Genomic DNA, 20,191 nt, shown 5'->3' with positions numbered 1-20,191 from the left:
AGCGCCTTTTCTATCTGTATCCTCGAAGTATTAAGCGAATGAATCTCTTAATGCCACAGTGCGGTTAAATACCAGCTTATCTGGACTTGAGTCCTTGCTGTCGGCGCAGAAGTAACCTTCACGCTCAAACTGATAGGCCTTTTCGGCCTCTGCTTGCACCAGACCGGCTTCAACCAGACCATGCTTAACCACCAAAGATTCCGGGTTCAGTACTTCATCCACCGTTTCTGCCGCGGCCGGATTAGCGTCAACGAACAAGCGATCATAGAGACGGAACTCGGCAGGTACAGCGCTGCTGGCTTCGACCCAGTGGATCACGCCCTTAACCTTGCGGCCATCGGCAGGGTTTTTACCCAGAGTCTCAGGGTCATAACTGCAGTATATGGTGGTGATCTTACCGTCAGCGTCCTTGTCGCAACGCTCGGCTTTAATCACATAGGCGTTGCGCAGACGCACCTCTTTGCCCATCACCAGACGCTTGTAGTGCTTGTTGGCTTCTTCACGGAAGTCGGCCACATCGATATAAAGTTCACGGCCAAAGGCCAGCTCACGATTACCCAGTTCTTCCTTATTGGGATGCACCGGCGCACTGACATGCTCCAACTGCCCTTCTGGATAGTTCTCAATGATCACCTTAACCGGGTCGATAACCGCCATGGCTCTTGGGGCATTGTCGTTTAGCTCTTCACGGATACAGGCTTCGAGCATGCCCACTTCCACCAGGTTATCCTGTTTGGTCACGCCGATGCGATCACAGAACTCACGGATGGAGGCTGGGGTGTAACCACGGCGGCGCAGACCGGCGATAGTCGGCATGCGGGGATCATCCCAGCCATTAACCAACTGACGCACCACCAGCTCGTTGAGCTTACGCTTGGACATCAGGGTATATTCCAGATTCAGGCGTGAAAACTCATACTGACGGGTACGGTTGGGGATCTTGAAATCATCCAGATTATCCAGCACCCAGTCATAGAGGCGACGGTTATCCTGAAACTCCAGCGTACAAAGGCTGTGAGTGATATTTTCCAGCGCATCAGAAATACAGTGGGTAAAGTCGTACATGGGATAGATGCACCACTTATCACCCGTCTGATGGTGATGAGCGAACTTAATTCGGTAGATCACCGGGTCGCGCATACACATGAAAGGTGATGCCATGTCTATCTTGGCCCGCAGTGAACATTCGCCTTCTTTAAACTCACCGGCGCGCATCTTTTCAAACAGCGCCAGGTTTTCTTCAACGCCGGTGTCACGATAAGGGCTATTCTTGCCGGGTTCTTTCAAAGTGCCGCGATACTCGCGCATCTGCTCGCCATTGAGAAAACACACATAAGCCAAACCTTTTTTGATCAACTCAACGGCATAGCCGTAGAGGTTATCAAAGTAGTCTGACGAGTAATGGATATCACCTGCCCACTGAAAGCCCAGCCATTGCACGTCCGCTTTAATGGAATTCACATAGTCGATATTTTCCTTTTCCGGATTGGTATCGTCAAAGCGCAGATTACACTGGCCCTGATAATCCCTGGCAATACCAAAATTCAAACAGATAGATTTAGCATGACCTATGTGCAGGAAGCCATTAGGCTCTGGTGGGAAACGGGTGTGCACATTGGTGTGCTTACCGCTCGCCAAATCTTCATCTATGATATTGCGAATGAAGTTACTTGGACGTACTTCGGTGTCCACATGACTCATGAAATTCCTCTTTGCGAACAATGGCAGTCTAACGAAAAGAGGCATGATCCTACAGATCATGCCCGGTTACAATCCTTCTAGAATAAAAACTGCGGCGCACTTCGTCAAACCCGGCGCCGTGATCAAAAAAGCAGCCTCAAAGGCTGCTTTCTTGCTTGTGACTTTACTCAGTCACTATCTTGATACCCGGAATAATCTCTTGGGTCTTGCGACCTTTGCGCTTCAGCCACATATAGAAACCAATCAGGGCAAGAACAAAGAAGCTAATCCAAGCGCTGGACTGCAATGGATGCTCGGCAAAAGTCGCACCTTGATAGACCACAGTGGCACTGCCGTAAGCCAGTGCAAAGGTCCAAGTAGCCGCGAAAGTAGCCCAACGACTGCCAAACTCATTCACCAGTGCGCCCATAGCGGCCACACAAGGGGTATAGAGCAAAATAAACAGCAGATAAGAGAAGGCCGCCAATTGTCCGCTGAACCCTGCCTGCAGCGCCCCGAATGTTGACTGATCAACCCCCTGCTCTTCGGCAGCCAGGTTTTTATCTTCAACATGGCCCACAGACAACTTGAGCGGATCTTCCATCACTATGCCGAACAAATTGGCCGGAATGGTCGCCAGCGCCTCGGAGAAGCTGTCCATCAAAGGAGTAAGCTCACCATCACCGCCATCAGCCGTGCTATACAAGCTATTGAGCGTACCCACTACCGCTTCTTTGGCGAAGATCCCTGTCACTATCCCAACCGTGGCCGGCCAGTTGTCTTCCTCTATCCCCATAGGTGAAAACACCGGGGTGATTTTTTGACTGGCGACACTGAGCAGCGATTCCTGGCTGTCTTCATGGCCGAAGCTGCCGTCAACGCCTATGGCATTGATAAAGTTAAGCAGTGTTACTACGACCACAATGGTCTTGCCGGCGCCGAGAATAAAGCTCTTGGTACGCTTACCTGTGCGGGAAGCCACAGCTTTTAGCTTGGGCATTTCATAGCTTGGCAGCTCCATCACCACGGCACTACTGTTCCCTGGCAGCAAGGTATTACGCAGCAGTAGACCTGTGCCTATCGCCGCCAAAATACCTATAAGATAGAGACCGAACACCAGGTTCTGACCTGAGTCAGGGAAAAAAGCCGCCGCAAACAAGGCGTATACCGGCAATCTGGCACCACAGGACATAAAGGGCGCCATCATACCCGTGACGATACGTTCACGTTCACTACCCAGGGTGCGGGTCGCCATGATGGCAGGCACAGAGCAGCCGAAACCAACAATCATGGGCACAAAAGCCTTGCCGGGCAGGCCGATGCGACGCATCAAACCGTCAACCACAAAAGCGGCACGGGCCATATAGCCGGAGCCTTCCAACACTGATAAAGCCAAAAACAGCGCCGCGATAACCGGAATAAAGGTCGATACCGTCTGAATACCCTGACCTATACCACCGGCCAGCAGAGTCACCAACCAGGCAGGAGCACCTATGTTGGTCAGCAAGGCCCCGAAATGATCAACAAACAGTGCACCGGCACTGATATCGAAGAAGTCGATAAAGGCACTGCCCACGTTGATGGCAAACATGAACATCAGGTACATCACCAGCAAAAATACCGGGATACCCAATACAGGATGCAATACCAACTTATCAAGCCTGTCACTCAAGGTCAGTTGACCGTCGGCATTGACAGAACCCTTGTAAACGCGCTCGACAAAGTCAAAACGTGTTGTGGCGACCATGATCTCTATATCTTTGCCTTCGAGTGTCAATTGATCTGTCACTCTGGAGACTTGTTCATCGAGTAAATTGTTTTGACAGGAACCACAACCCAGACCATTAGCCAACATAGCCAAGGCTCGGCCACGACTCAGTTGAGCGTCACTGCCCATAATGGCAGCGACGCCGGTTTCAATAGTGGCATCATACTGCAGCATCAAAGGCGACTCTGAAACCCGCCCTTCCAGCAGTGCTATCACCTGTTCCTTGACCCGCTCGACGTCTTGGGCTTCTCTAGAAGTCACGCCTATCACAGGGCAACCCAATTCTCGACTCATGGCTTGGGTATCGACCCGAATGCCGCGCTTGACCGCCGCATCCATTTTATTGAGTACCACAACCATGGGTATGCCAAGTTCACGCAGCTGCACTGTCAGATACAGGTGACGTTCGATATTGGTGGCATCTACCAGATTGATGATGCCATCGACTTTCTGGCTGGCCAGATACTGCTGGGCAATCTGCTCATCCAGCGAGCAATCACAGTTGTTGCCAGCGGGAAGAAGATCGTAAATGCCGGGTAAATCAGTGAGAAAGACATCATCACCGTTTAGCGAAAAGTGACCGGTTTTCTTTTCAACTGTCACCCCGGACCAGTTACCCACCTGTTGATTGGCACCTGTCAGGGCATTGAACAATGTCGACTTACCGGCATTGGGGTTGCCGACAGTGACACAATGAAACTGCTTAGTCATTGGCCTTTTCCACCTCTATAATCTGTGCCAGATCCTGACGCATGCACAACTTACTGCCGCGGATGTCCAATTCCAACCCGGATCCCATGGGAGCTCGACGGATCAAAGAAAAACGGGTATTTGGAGTGATCCCCATGGACAGGAGCTTGCGTTTGACCACTGCAGGCAGATCCAGATGGCCAACTTCGGAAATCATGGCGCGATCACCGGGTTTCAATTCACTTAACTTCATTGCCTCTACCACTGAAAACAGCATGCAAGCATGCGGGTAATGATTCGATTTTACCTGAAACCGTCAAATAAGAACTTTATCTGGATCAAGCTTTTCAACTGGTAACGATAATAGTTTTCAATTGTGTTGGCTATTATGAGACAAAAGCGCTCGGGAATAAACCGCTTAAGCGCAAATAACCGAAACTGAATCCGGTATTTTTCTGCTTCAGATCCCAATTTCAGCTTAAAGAGCGGCACAACAAAATGTGGCGCAGATCACACTTTGTTGTTTTCTTTTTTAAATCAGCCTTCTTTATACATAAGCATCATTAAAAAGTTATCGCCTTGTCATTTTTTTGCTCTATTCTTTAACATTAGCAATTCAGTAAATTACTGAAGCATGCCCAATAACTATAAATCGGCAATGAACGCGCTCAGGATGGAATGATGAAAATGGATAACTCGAGTAAACCAAACCTTTGGGGGTTGGGTTGCGCTCTCCCCTTATTGTTTTTGTTGGCCTTTGTGGCCGAAGCCACCCCATGGGACGACAAGGATCCGACCGAGGTTGAAGCCATTCTGGATGCCAAGTTTGCTGAAGGAAAATATTCTCCCAAGGGTGCTGACAGCTGCCTGATGTGCCACAAAAAGAACCAGAAAGTGATGGCGCTTTTTGATGGTGTCCACGGCAACCCCAATGTTGCTCAATCTCCGATGGCCGATCTGCAATGCGAAGCCTGCCACGGCCCCATGGGAAAACACAACCGCGGTGGTAAGGAGCCGATGATCACCTTTGGTGCCGACTCGCCGGTACCGACCGACAAACAGAACAGCGTCTGCCTCAGTTGCCACCAGGATGAACAACGCCTGGGCTGGAGTGCCAGCCACCACGACACCGCCGGAGTCTCCTGTGCCAGCTGTCACCAAGTGCACACAGGCCAGGATCCCATCCAGAGCCGTGAAACCGAAGTCGCCGTTTGCAGCAGTTGTCACTCAGAGCAACGTGCCGACATTCACAAACGCTCCGCTCATCCGATACGCACAGAGCAGATGGTCTGCAGCGACTGCCACAATCCTCACGGCAGCTTGGGGGATGCCAGCTTGAAACAGATGACGGTCAACGAAAACTGTTACAGCTGCCACGCCGAGAAGCGTGGGCCCAAGCTGTGGGAACACGCTCCGGTTACAGACAACTGCGCCAGCTGTCACAACCCTCATGGCAGCGTCAACGAAGCCATGCTGCTGGCCAAACCGCCTCAGTTGTGTCAGCAGTGCCATGCCTCCGACGGCCATGCAGCCAGAGCCTACTTCCCGGCCAATGAGCAAACCGGCTTGATGCCCAACGCCTATAACGCCGGCAACTCCTGCCTGAACTGCCACACCCAGGTGCATGGTTCCAACCATCCATCCGGCAAACTCTTGCAGCGATAAGGAGCTGAGTATGGTTATCGAGAAACAGACACAGATGAAACTGTCACTGCTGGCGCTCACCATAGCCTGCGTGATGCAGCCTGCCTGGGCCGGTGGCTATTCGCTGCAACAGGTCAATCGCACCGAGCTCAAACAGGACAAGTGGAGTTGCGGCCAGTGCAAGTTGCCACAGGAAAGCCGCGGCACGCTTGAAGCCGGTGTGGCCTACAATGACGGCGACAATGCTGTGTTTGCCAATACTAGTGGCACAGATGCCGATGGCGCCACCGGGCACCTTGGCGGTGATGTCGTCTTTTATGGTGAGCGGGGTTACCGCACCCACATTGAAGCCGACAAACTGGGCTACGACACCGGCAGCGCCAGCCTGAGCATGGGAAGACCCGGCCAATTTGATATCCGTCTTGGTTATCGCGCCTTGGCCAACTTCGGCCCGGACAATGGCATGAGCCCCTATATCAATCAGGACAACAGACTGATGTTGCCGGACAACTGGCAAGCAGCAGCCCTCACTTCGCAAATGCCTGGGCTTTATGACAGCCTGACAAGCCAGCGACTGGAAATGAAGCGGGATCGCTTCACGCTGGATGCCCATTACCTGGGCAGCTTTTATAAGGCGGGGCTCAATTACCGTCACGAGCAACGCGATGGCACCCGCCAAACCAACGGCAACTTTCTTACCAACTCCATGGCATTGGCCACCCGAGTGGATGACAGTACCGACGAGCTTGAAGCCAAACTCTATTTCAAAGGAAAAGGCTGGCTGGCCGGATTCAATTCGACCCTGAGCCAATACAGTAACGACTATCAGGCACTCTATTGGGAAAACGCCTTCTTTCCCACATTCGGGGCCGCCTATAATGGCCAACTCGCCGACAATCCGGATAACAAGGCATTGAGAGTCGGCGCCGATCTGCAGTTATCCGAGGCCGGACATCAAATATTGATGCACACGGCATTCACCCGCATGACTCAGGATCAGGCGCTGTTACCGGCCACCATCAATGGTCCTTCACCTCAGTTGCCCGCAATCGATGGCGACATGCAGGTCGATGTACTGGAACTCAAACTCAAGTATGCCGCTCGCCTCAGCAGAGGCTTGTCTGTTCGCGGTGGTTACGACTATCGCGACCGGGAAAACAAGACACAACTTAAAGACTGGCCGCAGGTGAGCAGTGACAGCTGGCACCAGGGCAGCGCCACGCCCGCGGCCTATGACCACACCCGCCAAAGAGCCGATATCGCCTTCAACTACCGTTTTACCCGCGCCCTGTCTCTTGACGCAGGTTACGAGTATGAGCACCACAGCTATAGCGATCTGGCGCGCGAATCCCTGTTCCAATCCAGCGTGTTTGCCAAGCTGAACCTGCGTGCCAGCCGCGATTGGCAGTTGTGGTTCAAAGGTGAACTCAGTGAGCGCAGTGGCGGCAGTTATCAGACATCCGAGCTGAGCCAAAGCCCCAATAATCCTTGGATGCGTCAGTATTGGCTGGCGGATAGAAAACAAACCCTCTTGCGACTGCAAAACGATTACCGCTTCAGCGATGCCCTGTCGTTCAGCCTGGCGCTGAATCATAAGCAGCAGGACTACGATGAGACGCTTATCGGCCTGGATGAAGTCAGCAGTTGGGGCTACGGCCTCAGTGGCAACTATCAATTCTCAGCCCAGTTTGGCCTCAATGCCTGGCTCAATCAGGACTGGCAGGATACAGATCAAACCGGCTCTGCCTCTTTCGGCCCCAGCGGTTGGTACAGCCGTGCCAGCGACAGCAGCACTGTCGCCGGGTTCGGCATCTACTATAACGAATTGCTGGATAAACAACTGGATCTGGGCTTCGACTGGCAATATTCAAAAGGCGAAAGCGAGACGGATGTCAGCCAGGGGCTCACTCTGGATTACGGCGATTACTATTCACGTCGCCATACCTTCAACGCCTTTGCCAAGTATCACTTCAGCGACAAGATGGCATTGAGGCTGGATTGGTTGTTTGAACACTATCAGGACAGTGACTGGCTCAATCAGGGATTAACCCCGGATAGCATCCCCAACGTACTCAGCTTTGGAGATCTTGGCCAGGACTATAACGCCCACTATCTGGGGCTGACACTGAGTTACTCCCTATAAGAGCAAGAGGCGAAGAGCGATGTCAAAGGAATACACCCCAAAAACTCCCCTGTTTTACCTAGGCGCGCCCCTGCTGACCGCCATGTTGGCTCTCTCAGGTTGCGGTGGTGATGATGGCAACCCGGGCCCCCCCGGCGAACCGGGCGGCGAACCGGCAATGAATATCAGTAAGCTCAATATTGAGGTCAAGGAAACAGCCCTCGAAGAGGGCATTACCCGGGTAGATTACCGGGTCACCAATCAGGATGATGAGCCGGTAGTCGGTATCCCCTCAGGGCGCTTCATTGCCGCGCAGTTGTTGCCGGAAGGCAGCAGTGGGGCCGGCAACAGCAGTGAATGGCAGTATTTCACTTCAGAGACTTGCTCCAGCAGCTGTCCGGGCACCTATGTTGACCATAAAAATGGCAACTACTCCTACAGTTTCAGTGCCCCTTTCGACGGTATGAATGAGATAGCTGAAATCACCGGCGCCACCCACAGAGTGGTGATCAAACTCGGTGGTGATACGCTGGCAGATGGCACCGCATTGCCGGTAACCAATGACCATTACGACTGGCAGCCACCTGCGGGTGCTCCGGCCTACAGCCGCAACATTGTCTCCATCGACACCTGTAACAGCTGTCACAATGACCTGGCGTTTCACGGCGGTAACTATAACCAGGTGGAAACCTGTGTCACCTGCCACAATGCCACTCGGGTTAGCAATCCGGAAAACATCTTCCCGCAAATGATCCATGCCAAGCACCTGGCCGGATTCCCCAAACCCTTGTCTGACTGTCAGACCTGTCATAAAGAGGACGAAACCCTCAGCGAACAACACAACTGGTTCCGGGTGCCAACTATGGAGTCCTGTGGCAGCTGTCATAACGATATCGACTTCGTCAAAGGCGAAGGTCACCCGGCGCAAGCGGATAACAGCAATTGTGTCGCCTGCCACAATCCGGATTGGACCCGTGAAGTCCACGCCAATCAGGAGAACCTGGCGGCCCTTGGGCAATTCAAGGCCGAGGTCACCAACGCCAGTGTCAGCGGCACCAGTTTGAGTTTCTCGCTCAAGCTGAGTAACCCGCAGACAGGTGCAGCCTATAACGACAGCGCCGAAAAACAGGTGTTTGTCAGCGATCTCAGAGTCTATGCCAACTGGGGCACCAGCTTTGATTATGCCACCCGCTCTGCCCGTTCAATTAGGGTACATGAAGTGGCGCCGCTGTCCGGCAGTAATGGTGTCTATCAGTATCAGTTGGATGGACTGACCATTCCCGCCGGCAGTGAAGCCGATGCCGGTACCCTGGCGATTCAGGGTCGCGTCTGTGCCAGCCAAGGCATGCTGGTCGACTGCAGTGACAACGCCGCCAGTGTGCTGGTTATCAAGTCGAGCCACCAGTCATTCAACATGGCCGGGCTCACCACGGCCGGGAGGCGCCAGGTGGTCAGCAATGAAACCTGTGGCAGCTGTCATGGCGATCAGCAATTGAACTTCCACGGTGCTCGCAACGACTTGGCCGGTCAGTGTCAGCTGTGCCACAACCCCAATATGCAAGCCGATGCCACTGCTGCCAATCCATCAGCGAGCAGCGCCGACTTCAAACAGCTGATCCATGCGTTGCACTCGGCACGCTACGAAGGATTCGAGACGCTGCAGTTCCCAGGGAACATAGGCAACTGTGCTCACTGCCACAGCAAAGATGAAAATGGCGTGTTGAGTATGGCGCTGCCGCTCAAATCGGCAGTGCAACCCTTGAGCCTGAATGACGGCAGCTTCACCAGCCCCACGGCGGCAATCTGCAGTAACTGCCACCAGAGCGACAGTGCCCGCAACCATATGACACAACAAGGGGCCGTGTTCCAAGGCGCTGAAGCCGATGCCAAGGCAGGAACGGAAAGCTGCGCCACCTGTCATGGGCAGGGTGGCCTGGCCGATGTCACCAAGGTGCATCCTATCGCTCAGTAACAACAATAAGCCGCCCTTTAAGGGCGGCAATAACAGGAAAGAGCCGGTCTTTAAACACTGGCTCAGTCGTGCAATCAAAGCAATGCAGGGAAATAATGATGAAAAGCTCAAGACTGGTTAAAGGGCATACCCGCCTGGCATTGGCCACTCTGATGTCGCTGACGCTGATGGCATGTGGCAGTGACGGCAAGGATGGCGAAGACGGTAAGGACGGCGTGATCGGAGTGAATATCGATGCCACTCCCACACTCAAGGTCAAGTTTACCGACGCCAAAGTGGAAGCAGGTAAGGTCACGGTCGACTTTATGTTGACCAACGCCAATGGTGTGGCAGTGCTGGGTCTGAACAAAGACTATGACCTCAGATTTGGTATCGCTCAGCTGACACATGTGACCGAAACCATAGGTGAAGGCGAAGAAGCCAGAGAAGCCGACTGGGGATTCCAATGGCAAGCTTATATCAATAGCCTCAAACAACCATCATCGGTTCCCGATGGGGTGGACAACCTCAGTCCATCGCCTCAGTATCAGGCTGGAGTCGAAGCCGCCAGTGCCTGTGAAACCTGCCTGGTCGACAATGGTGACGGCAGTTATAGCTATAGTTATCAGGTCAATATTGCCGAAGTCACAGAGCCACTGGCCATAGCTTATGATGCCGATGCCACTCAAAGGGCCACGCTGGAACTGAAACTGCCTCAAATTACCGCCAATGCCCATTATGATTGGCAACCGTCCAGCGGCAAGACAGAAGGCATTCAGACCCGCAATGTAGTCACCATAGATGCCTGTTACACCTGTCACCAACCGGACAGCCTGGAGCTGCACGGCGGACGGCGGATAGCGCTGGAAAACTGCGCCTCCTGCCATACTGCGACCTCAGGAGATCCTGAGTCGGGTAACAGCGTGGAGTTCACCTATTTGATCCACGCCATTCACCGCGGCGCAGAGCGTCACACCTATGATGCCGACGGCAACGAAGTGCCAGCGCCATACAAGATCGTCGGTTATGGCGGCAGCGTCCACGACTATGGTGTGGTCGGCTTCCCCCGTAAGCCGGCTTCAGACTGTAGCGTCTGTCACCAGGAAGGCAGTGGCGCTCCGGCCAATGCCGACCTATTCAAGGCCGAGAAGAGCAATACTGCCTGTGTCGCCTGTCACACAGAAAAACCTTCATCCCACCACTCCAGCACTGATTGTATGGCTTGCCACAACACTGACAATACCTATCACGGTACCGGCAGCGCAGCCAAACGCCACGGTGATGTGATGCAAGCTTACACTCTGGCGGCAGAGCTGAGCGTCAAGGTGTTGGAGGTCAGCAGCAACGCCGGTAAGATGACCTTTAAAGTGCAGGTGTTGGATAAAGACGGTAACGCCATGGAGCAAAGCTTTATCGATCAGAGCAGCCGTATGATAGTCGGCTGGGATATAGACAAGGACTACCCTGCCTATAACGAAGCCTCCTACAGCCAGCGCCGTATTCGTCTCAGTGAAGGCAGCTTTGACGCCACCAGCAAGAGCTATACTCTGACTCCGGCGTTTGATATGCCGGCAAGCCCGGATGGCAAGAGCTTTGAAATCTGGTCGGCACTGGAAGCCTGCTTCAATAACGGCGGTTATGGTGTTGCCGATATTCAACTGACGGACTGCGCAACCGATGGAGTTCGCTCTGTGGCTATCCAGCAGGAGCCCTACCGCTTTGTCTGGGGTAACAATGGTGTCGACAGCAGTATGGATGCCATGGCCCGCCGCGCCATCATAGATCCGACCAAGTGTCAGAGTTGTCATGGCAAGGAGATCCATCACTATGACAATGGCGTCAACTGCCAGACCTGTCATACACCGGATAAGACACTGCGTAATGACGCCGATTATCCCGGCGGAAAAATCCCTTCAAGCTTCGCCTGGAAGGCACACGAGCGTGAGGGCCACTTCCTCAAGTATGCAGGGCTTAAGTCCGGCACTGTGCTGAAAACCGATTGTGCCACCTGTCATGCCGAGTCTTCCGGCAGCGTCACAGGTATCACTCTGGGGCGGTCACCGGATCGCGTCTGGCGTTATGGTGACATCAGCAATGGCGGCGCGGATATCTGGGTTTCCTCAGATGCCGGCTCCTGTTTGAGCTGCCACCAACAGTACCTGAGTGATGCCGCCAAATCGCATATTCAGGCCAACGGCGGTATTCTGGATGGCATGGATGAAGCCGATGTCCGTAACCGTGCCAAAGAGGCCTGTGCCACCTGTCACACCCCGGCTCAGCTGATGAACGCACACGGCAATTAAACTCAACATTGCTACCAAAGGGAGGCTTTTGCCTCCCTTTTTTATGCAGCAAAATTCGTTAAAAACTCTTTCAAAAAACACGTTTTTTTGATCAGGATTAACTTTTTTTGATCTAGCGGTATACCCCTAAAGAAATAGTCGGATCTTAATCACATAACCCATCTAAAGTGACTGATTAATCCCCACCACTTGGGTAGCCTTGGCCTTGGAAAAATAATTCCACACACTTTCCATGGTTGATGAGATTTATTCTTATTTAACCTCTGGTTAGTGATGATTAAAATCACTTGCAGGGAAATATCATGATGAAACGGTTTAATTTCAATGCCGCGACGAAAGCGATGTTGGGTGCCGGTTTGCTGTCTCTGATGCTGGCCGGTTGTGGCAGCGACGGTTCAGATGGCGAACCAGGTAAGCCAGGTCCTGTCGGCACACCTATAAGCAAAGTCAACACGCTGAAATCCAAGATTAATTCCGCGTCTGTAGACACTAACGGCTTCCTGACAATCAACTTCAGCTTGTCTGATGCCAACGGCGCCGCCGTCTTTGGTCTGAAAAACACTGACATAGGTGCAGTCTCCTTCGGCCGTGTCGGCAGCGAAGATGAGATTGAAGGTCTGACCGATAAAGAAGGCCAAGCGAGAGAAATCTGGCTGAGCTACTTTAACAAAGACAAAGGTGATGGCTTCTACACTGGCTCTTCCTACTTCCAGGGTAAAAACTGTGAAGATTGTCTGACCGACAATCAGGACGGCACCTACACACTGAAACTGAACAAAGCCATAGATACTCTGGGTAAATACGACTACAAGGCCGACATGGTCAACGGTATTTATCTTGGCATCAAGACAGCCAATGCAGCCAACGTTAATCTGGTTAACAACAGTTTCTTCTACTGGCAACCCTCTTCCGATACTACTCAGGCCAAACCCAAGCCGATTATCGCCGATGAAACCTGCCAAAGCTGTCACAGACCCGGTCATGATGGCGCACTGGCTATGCACGGCGGCAAACACGTCACTCTGGAAAGCTGTACCTTCTGTCACACCGACTACAACAGCTACATGAAGGATGACAAGGACGAAAATGGCCAAGTGATCGGCAGCCACAAACTCGATGGCTCCATCAAGGGCATGGCACACGAAGTGCACAGTCATGCCTTCTACAACGGTATTTTCCCGCAATCAGCCAGCAACTGTCAGACCTGCCACCAACCAGATGAAAACCTGGCGATGGCCGATGCCTGGAAAGCCGACAAGGATTCCGCAACCTGTCTGAACTGTCACAACAGCCCATATGCCGTACCTTCCTGGCACTGGGATGCGGAAAATAGCCAGATTAAAGAAGACAAACTGAACTGTGTCTCCTGCCACAATGATCCTGATGGTGCCCGTGGTGCCGAGCGCGCTCACTACAGCAACAACGACAGTGCCCAAGCTGCCAAGACCCGCGTCATTTTCAATAGCATGACCTATGATGAGGCCAGCAAAACAGTCACGGCCAATATGACGGTCAAACACGGCGACACCAATGTAACGCTGGCGCAGATAGACTCCAGCCCATATAAATATGGTGGTGACACCAGCGCCATCGTCTTCAACGGCGTGGTCAAAGACGACTTCCTGGTTAATTACCAAAAAGTTGGCTATCGCTATTTCAGTGCAGGCGCCGACGGCAGCATAGATGTCACCTTCAGCGATGGCGACTTTAAAGTAGCCGAAGTCATGGGTACACCTGAGGTCAAAGTGGCCTTGAGCAGCCAGCTGCATGTCTGCTTCGATGGCAAAGGCGCTGTAGCCGACTGCGAGCCAATCGCAGACGGTGTTATCCCTAACTCCGGCCCTTACGTACCATCTGACACGGTTTACTTCAATCTGGATGGCAGCAAAGTCGACAAGACGCCAAGGGTGCAACATGCCGACATGACAGCTTGTCAGCAGTGTCACACTACTGCCATCAAGCACCGTTTCTCCAACGACATCGACGGTTGTGCCTCCTGCCATAACGGAACCCGCGACAAGAAGGGTGACGGCTCATCCAACCTGGCGTATATAGTGCACTCCAAGCACTACCTGTATGACAGCTCAGACAACGGCTTCTTCAAGAAGACAGACTGTCAGACCTGTCACGGTAAAGACGGCTTCTCACTGAAGAAAATTGCCGCCGATGCCGCTCCGGTTGCCTTCGGCAAGACTGACGATGGCACAGAACAGACTCTGGTATCACCACAGACTGCCGCCTGCGCCAGCTGTCACCAGCCGCCATACGGCCTGAGTGAAACCACTATCAACCACATAGTGACCAATGGTGGTGTGATAGGTACAGGCCACGGTGTAGCTGCAAGTGATTATGACGCCCAGAAAGGCCAAGAAGCCTGTTCTACCTGTCATACAGACTCCCAGCTGTTGGAAGCTCACTCCAACTGGGGCTTCAGCCACTAAAACTTAACCCTAAAGAGAGGCTGCGGCCTCTCTTTTTTTATCTGCCAAATTGTTAAAATCGAATTAAAAAACAGCGTTTTTTTGATCGAGATTAAGTTTTTCCTACCAGCTCAAATACCTCTTTATAAATAGAAAGATCCAAGTCACACATTAACACCAGTTATGCAGCTTTTCGGCCCTGCTTGAGTTAGCCTTTTCAAGGGGAAATCCTATTTCCGGTATCGGGTTAAGGGCCAATTACATAATCAATTTGGTTGACTCAAATCAACCACTCCCTAAACCAGATACTTCCACTATTGCAGGGAACAAGATGATGAACGCACAAAAAACCAGAATCGCACTGCTGCTGGCAGCCAGTGCAGCTACTCTGGCCTTAGGTGGCTGTGGTGGCGATGATGGCAACGATGGTAATCCAGGTAACCCAGGCGGCGAGCCGGCTGGCGAAATCAAAGCACTGCATTTCAGCTTTGAGCAGGCCGTTGTCAAAGACGGTATCCCAACGGTTGAATTTACCGTGACCAACGAAGACGATATGCCGGTAGTTGGCCTGCAGAAGTTCCGCTTCGCCGCCGCTCAGTTGCTGCCGGAAGGCGCAACCGGTGCCGGTAACGCCTCTCAGTGGCAGTATTTCGGCAACGAAGACTGCACTGTAAGCAGCAGCTGCGCAGGTACTTTCGTTGACCACAAAAACGGTAGCTACAGCTACACCTTCAGCAAGACACTCAATGAACTGAGTAAAGATAGCATCAGCTTCAACCCTGAGCTGGCCCAGCGGGTACTGCTGCGCGCTTACAACACACCACTGCCTGACGGCACTCTGATCCCCAACAGCAACGCCTTCGTCGACTTCAGTGCCAACTCAGGTGCTGCCGCATACAGCCGCATGCTGGTGAGTACTGATAGCTGTAATACCTGTCACGGTGACTTGGCCGACGTCAAACATAAAGGTGCCTATCCTGACGTCAACTATTGCGCCACTTGCCACACTCCTGGTCGGGTTGGTGAAGGAAAAGAGTTCAATGCCCTTATTCACGCCAAGCACAAGGACCTGGGGCTGGATGCGCTTAACAGCTGCCAATCCTGTCACAACGACACCAATGTCGAGCTGACGCCCGATTGGGGCAACTGGTCCAAAGTGCCTACTGCGGCAAGTTGCGGTAGCTGCCACAGCAACATAGATTTTGCTGCAGGCCAAGGCCACAGCCAACAAACCGACAACTCCAACTGTATCGCCTGTCACAACAGCAAGTGGACAGAAGAACTGCATACAGGTGTAACCGCTGATAAGCGCGCCGTTATCGCTCAGCGCGGTCTGGCCGCCGAACTGACCGGCAGCGCCGACAACAGTGCCACTCTGACTGTGACCCTGTTGGACAAGGCCGGCAATGCGCTGGATGCCAACAAGGAACTGGCCAAGATCAAGCGTCTGGAAACCATCACCAACGTGGGCCCTAACTTCCCTGTCATGGGCTACAACGTCAGCCCTGGAAGCGGTAAAGCCAAGGTTGCCAAAGATCTGGTTAAAGACGGCCAGCTGCAGGACGCCGTGACTCTGGTTGACGGCAAGCTGCAATTCACCGTTCAGGATCTGCCTTTCGGTGCCGGTGATGCCGATACCGCCTTCAGCTTTATCGGTCTGGAAATGTGCAGCCAAGGCAGCGAGCTCATCGCCTGCGCCGATGGTGTTACCACTACCAGCATGAAAGCTCAACTGGCCTTCGGTACCAAGTCAGGTGATGCACCTAGTCACCGTCATATCGACTCAGTGGACTTCGCTACCTGTCAGGGCTGTCACAGTGACACCTTCGAACTGCACAAAGGCCACCACTCAGGCTTTGTAATGACAGAACAGCTGGGCCGCGAAGTAAACGGCAAGCTCACCGTCGGTGTTGATGGCTGTGTGGCCTGTCATACTCCTGATGGTACATACGCCAGCGGTGCCAACAAAGGCGCATTGGAGATGAAACTGCACAAGACCCACATTGAAAAGGCTCACGGCCTGATCGGTGGCAACTGTTCAGCCTGTCACAACGACCTGAATCTTGACGCCTTCAAGAACAAGGGCGCTCTGGCAACCGCAAAAGAAATGTACACCACGCCTATCACGGCCACTTGTACCTCCTGCCACGTTGTGGGTAGTGACTACATGGTACATACCAAGGAGCAACTGGAAGCCTACGGCGCTGTGGTAGATGGTGATTACACCGCTGCCAACCAGGCTGCGCAGCTGGAAACCTGTTTCTACTGCCACAAGCCAACCGCCGCAGATCACACTCAGGTGAAGATGTAATTTGCCCAGGCCGGGGGAGTCCCCTCCCCCGTCTTTCAAGGGTTTGGACAAATTAAGGATGCCTAATATGAGAATCAGCAAAAATATACCAACACTGCTAAGCGCCCTCCTGGCGACGGCAGTGTTATCTTTTGGTATCACCCAGGTGGCTCACGCCTCCAAGTGGGACGCCAAAATGAGCCCGGAAGAAGTGGAAGCTACCTTGGATCAGAAGTTTGCCGAAGGCAGCTACTCTCCCAAGGGTGCCGACTCCTGTCTGATGTGCCACAAGAAATCAGAGAAAGTCATGGACCTGTTCAAAGGGGTTCACGGCGCCATCGACTCCAGCAAGAGTCCTATGGCCGGACTTCAGTGCGAAGCCTGTCACGGCCCTATGGGCAAACACAACCGTGGCGGTAACGAACCCATGATTACCTTCGGTAAGGGTTCAACCCTGGCGGCCGACAAGCAGAACAGCGTCTGTCTTTCCTGTCACCAGGATGACAAGCGTATGTCCTGGAACGGCGGTCACCATGACAATGCCGATGTCGCCTGTGCTTCTTGCCACAGCGTGCATACCGCCAAAGACCCAGTGCTCTCCAAGAACACTGAGATGGAAGTCTGTACCAGCTGTCACACCAAGCAAAAGGCTGATATGAACAAGCGTTCCAGCCATCCGCTGAAGTGGGCACAGATGGTGTGCAGCGACTGTCACAATCCTCACGGTAGCACCACAGACGCCGATCTGAACAAGGCATCAGTCAATGACACTTGTTACAGTTGCCATGCGGAGAAGCGCGGCCCAAAACTCTGGGAGCATGCACCCGTCACTGAGAATTGTGTCACTTGCCACAACCCACACGGCAGTGTTAACGATGGCATGCTGAAGACCCGTGCGCCGCAACTGTGTCAACAGTGTCACGCCAGCGATGGTCACGCCAGCCGTGCCTATCTGGGTAACACAGGCATGGGTTCTCAGGTCAACGACAACGCCTTTACCGGTGGTCGCAGTTGCCTGAACTGTCACAGCCAGATCCATGGTTCCAACCATCCATCCGGCAAGTTGTTCCAACGCTAAGGAGGCGGGAAGATGAAATTCAAACTTAATTTGATCACCCTGGCTCTGCTGGCTCCTGCCAGCCTGGCGATGGCCGCCGACGGTTATGACCTGGCCAACGCCAATACCGAAAAGGTTAAATTCTCGGCCTGGAGCTGTAAGGGCTGCGTCAGTGAAACCGGTGTATCCGGCACTATTGGCGCCGGAGTTGGCTATAACGACTCTGACGATATCCGTTCTGCCAACGCCTTTGCCGCCGAAGATGACTTTGCCGGCAAGGTGGACGCTGACCTGAGCTATCGCGGTGAAAACGGCTATCGAGCCAGTATCGAAGCCGATAACCTGGGGATGGAAAACGGCCGGGTCGATATCAATGCCGGTAAACTCGGGCAGTACAACATCAACCTGAACTACCGTCAGATCCACACCTATAAAACTGACTCTGCTATGAGTCCTTACCTGGGAGCAGGCAGCGGCAACCTGACACTGCCGGCTAACTGGCAGACAGCCGGTGGCAGCAGCGAAATGCCCATGCTGTATGACAGCCTGAGCCCACTGGAGCTGTCGCTCAAGCGCAAGCGCGCAGGCCTGGGTCTTGAATATCAGGGTGAGGAGCTGTGGAGCACCTATGTCACCTATATGCGCGAAGAAAAAACCGGCCTGAAAACTGCGTCCGGCAGCTTCTTCAACCAGTCAATGATGCTGGCCGAGCCTGTGGATTACACCACAGATACCGTCGAGGCAGGGATCAAACTCAAGGGTGACAACTGGTTTACCGCACTCAACTACAATGGTTCATTCTTCAAGAATGATATCCAGACCTTGAGATTCGACAACGCCTTCAACCCAACCTTTGGTGCCCAAAGGGCGGGCTATATGAGCCTGGATCCGGATAACGAGTCCCACACTGTGACCTTGAGCGGCCAATTTTCCCAGAAAGGCGCCGTGGTCAGCGGCCGTTTGTTTGCCGGACAGATGACCCAGGATGAAGCCTTTATCACCTCGGGTTACGGCTATCAATTGCCGCAGGAATCCCTGGACGGCAAAGTCGATATCCTGGGGATGAACCTCAAGGCGGTCAAACGCGCCACCCGCAATCTGCGGATCAGCGGCAGTTATGATTACTATGACAGGGACAACCAGACCCAGATCCAGGAATGGACCCAGATCAGTATCAATAACGTCAGTGGTCGTGTGGCCTACAACACCCCTTATGACAACACCAGTCACAAGGCCAAGTTGGCCATGGATTACCGGATTGCCAACGGCATGAAGTTGGACGCAGGTTATGACTACCGTCGTGATGAACGCAGCTATCAGGACAGGGAAATCACCGACGAGAACAGCGTTTGGGCCCGTTTCAGTCTCAACAGCTTTGAACACTGGAATATGTGGATCAAGGGCAGCTATGGCAAGCGCGATGGCTCAGAGTACGAAGCATCTGAGTGGACCTCTTCCGAGTCCAACAAGTTGCTGCGCAAATACAATCTGGCCGACCGCAAGCGCACTCAGGTTGAAGCCAGGGTAACTCACAGCCCTACCGACACCCTGACCCTGGATTTCGGTGCCCGCTATGCGCTGGATGACTACAACAACACGGTTATCGGTCTGACTGAATCCAAAGACCTCAGCTATGACGCCAGTATCAGCTATTTGCTGACAGACGATCTCAGCCTGAGCGCCTTCTACAACCATCAGACCATAGACTCAGATCAGGCCGGCAGCAGCAACTTCAGCACTGTCACCTGGACAGGAACCGTGGAAGACAAGGTAGATGTCATAGGGGCCGGTTTGGCCTACGACAACCTGCTGGAGAAGAAACTGCGTCTGGGGCTGGATTACACCTACTCTGACTCGGATTCCAGCACTCAGGTACGCCAAGGCATCACAGGCGACTATGGCGATTACTATGCCAAAGTGCACAACGTCAACCTCTATGCCCAGTATCAGGCTACTGAGAAAATGGCGCTGCGTCTTGACTACAAGATGGAGAAATACGAGGACAACGACGCAGGTAACGATATCGCCCCGGATGGTATCTGGAACCTGGTCAGCTTTGGTGACAACAGCCATGACTACACGGCTCACCTGATCATGTTGAGCGTCAACTACCGTCTGTAATTCTCACTCTTAACGTTCAAAAGCCCGCTTTCGCGGGCTTTTTTATCTCTTCCCGCCTTCACCTCAAACCAACAAGCATTCGGTAAAATTCCTCTTGCCAGCGGCCCTTTTTGCAGCTTACACTGCAAGCGTTACATTTTTGTAA

General features: G+C 53.1%; 11 protein-coding genes. 8 read left to right on the top strand and 3 right to left on the bottom strand.

Going from position 1 to position 20,191, the window contains the following annotated elements:
- Window positions 1-30 precede the first annotated feature (30 nt).
- The 3 genes from glnS to ACMHXH_RS19100 all read right to left on the bottom strand — a co-directional run bounded on the left by glnS (window position 31) and on the right by ACMHXH_RS19100 (window position 4,391).
- Complete coding sequence (gene glnS, locus ACMHXH_RS19110; RefSeq protein ID WP_335912056.1) at window positions 31-1,701, bottom strand: glutamine--tRNA ligase; 1,671 nt, start codon at window positions 1,699-1,701, stop codon at window positions 31-33.
- A 163-nt stretch (window positions 1,702-1,864) separates the two neighbouring features.
- Window positions 1,865-4,159 (bottom strand): Fe(2+) transporter permease subunit FeoB, encoded by a 2,295-nt coding sequence (gene feoB / locus ACMHXH_RS19105; RefSeq protein ID WP_071476457.1) that lies wholly within the window; start codon window positions 4,157-4,159, stop codon window positions 1,865-1,867.
- Window positions 4,152-4,391, bottom strand: a complete 240-nt coding sequence (locus ACMHXH_RS19100; protein WP_039033911.1) for a FeoA family protein — start codon at window positions 4,389-4,391, stop codon at window positions 4,152-4,154. Before ACMHXH_RS19100 ends, feoB begins: the two co-directional genes overlap by 8 nt.
- A 428-nt stretch (window positions 4,392-4,819) precedes the next feature.
- On the opposite strand from ACMHXH_RS19100, the gene ACMHXH_RS19095 reads away from it, so the two are divergent.
- The 8 genes from ACMHXH_RS19095 (at window position 4,820) to ACMHXH_RS19060 (ending at window position 20,046) form a co-directional block, all read left to right on the top strand.
- Window positions 4,820-5,803, top strand: a complete 984-nt coding sequence (locus ACMHXH_RS19095) for a DmsE family decaheme c-type cytochrome (protein WP_039033877.1) — start codon at window positions 4,820-4,822, stop codon at window positions 5,801-5,803.
- A 10-nt stretch (window positions 5,804-5,813) separates the two neighbouring features.
- Complete coding sequence (locus ACMHXH_RS19090; protein WP_335912054.1) at window positions 5,814-7,925, top strand: MtrB/PioB family decaheme-associated outer membrane protein; 2,112 nt, start codon at window positions 5,814-5,816, stop codon at window positions 7,923-7,925.
- Between the two features lie 19 nt (window positions 7,926-7,944).
- On the top strand, window positions 7,945-9,876 hold the full coding sequence (locus ACMHXH_RS19085) for an OmcA/MtrC family decaheme c-type cytochrome (RefSeq protein WP_413738477.1): 1,932 nt from the start codon (window positions 7,945-7,947) through the stop codon (window positions 9,874-9,876).
- Window positions 9,877-9,971: 95 nt separating this feature from the next.
- A complete protein-coding gene (locus ACMHXH_RS19080) occupies window positions 9,972-12,158 on the top strand; it encodes an OmcA/MtrC family decaheme c-type cytochrome (protein ID WP_052248033.1) in 2,187 nt (728 codons plus the stop codon).
- Window positions 12,159-12,460: 302 nt separating this feature from the next.
- On the top strand, window positions 12,461-14,599 hold the full coding sequence (locus ACMHXH_RS19075; RefSeq protein ID WP_335912052.1) for an OmcA/MtrC family decaheme c-type cytochrome: 2,139 nt from the start codon (window positions 12,461-12,463) through the stop codon (window positions 14,597-14,599).
- A 310-nt stretch (window positions 14,600-14,909) separates the two neighbouring features.
- Window positions 14,910-16,889: an OmcA/MtrC family decaheme c-type cytochrome gene (locus ACMHXH_RS19070; RefSeq protein WP_335912051.1), complete on the top strand. Its 1,980-nt coding sequence runs from the start codon at window positions 14,910-14,912 to the stop codon at window positions 16,887-16,889.
- 58 nt (window positions 16,890-16,947) lie between these two features.
- Window positions 16,948-17,946 carry a DmsE family decaheme c-type cytochrome gene (locus ACMHXH_RS19065; protein WP_039033873.1) on the top strand — a complete coding sequence of 333 codons (999 nt, stop codon included), beginning with the start codon at window positions 16,948-16,950 and terminating at the stop codon, window positions 17,944-17,946.
- Window positions 17,947-17,958: 12 nt separating this feature from the next.
- Window positions 17,959-20,046 carry an MtrB/PioB family decaheme-associated outer membrane protein gene (locus ACMHXH_RS19060; protein WP_039033872.1) on the top strand — a complete coding sequence of 696 codons (2,088 nt, stop codon included), beginning with the start codon at window positions 17,959-17,961 and terminating at the stop codon, window positions 20,044-20,046.
- The last annotated feature ends 145 nt before the right edge of the window (window positions 20,047-20,191 follow it).

This window comes from Shewanella sp. BJSY2023SW001 (assembly GCF_047314685.1).
Lineage (GTDB): Bacteria > Pseudomonadota > Gammaproteobacteria > Enterobacterales > Shewanellaceae > Shewanella > Shewanella indica.
The sequence above is the reverse complement of the archived record's forward strand: the minus strand, read 5'-3'. Positions and strand labels throughout refer to the sequence as shown.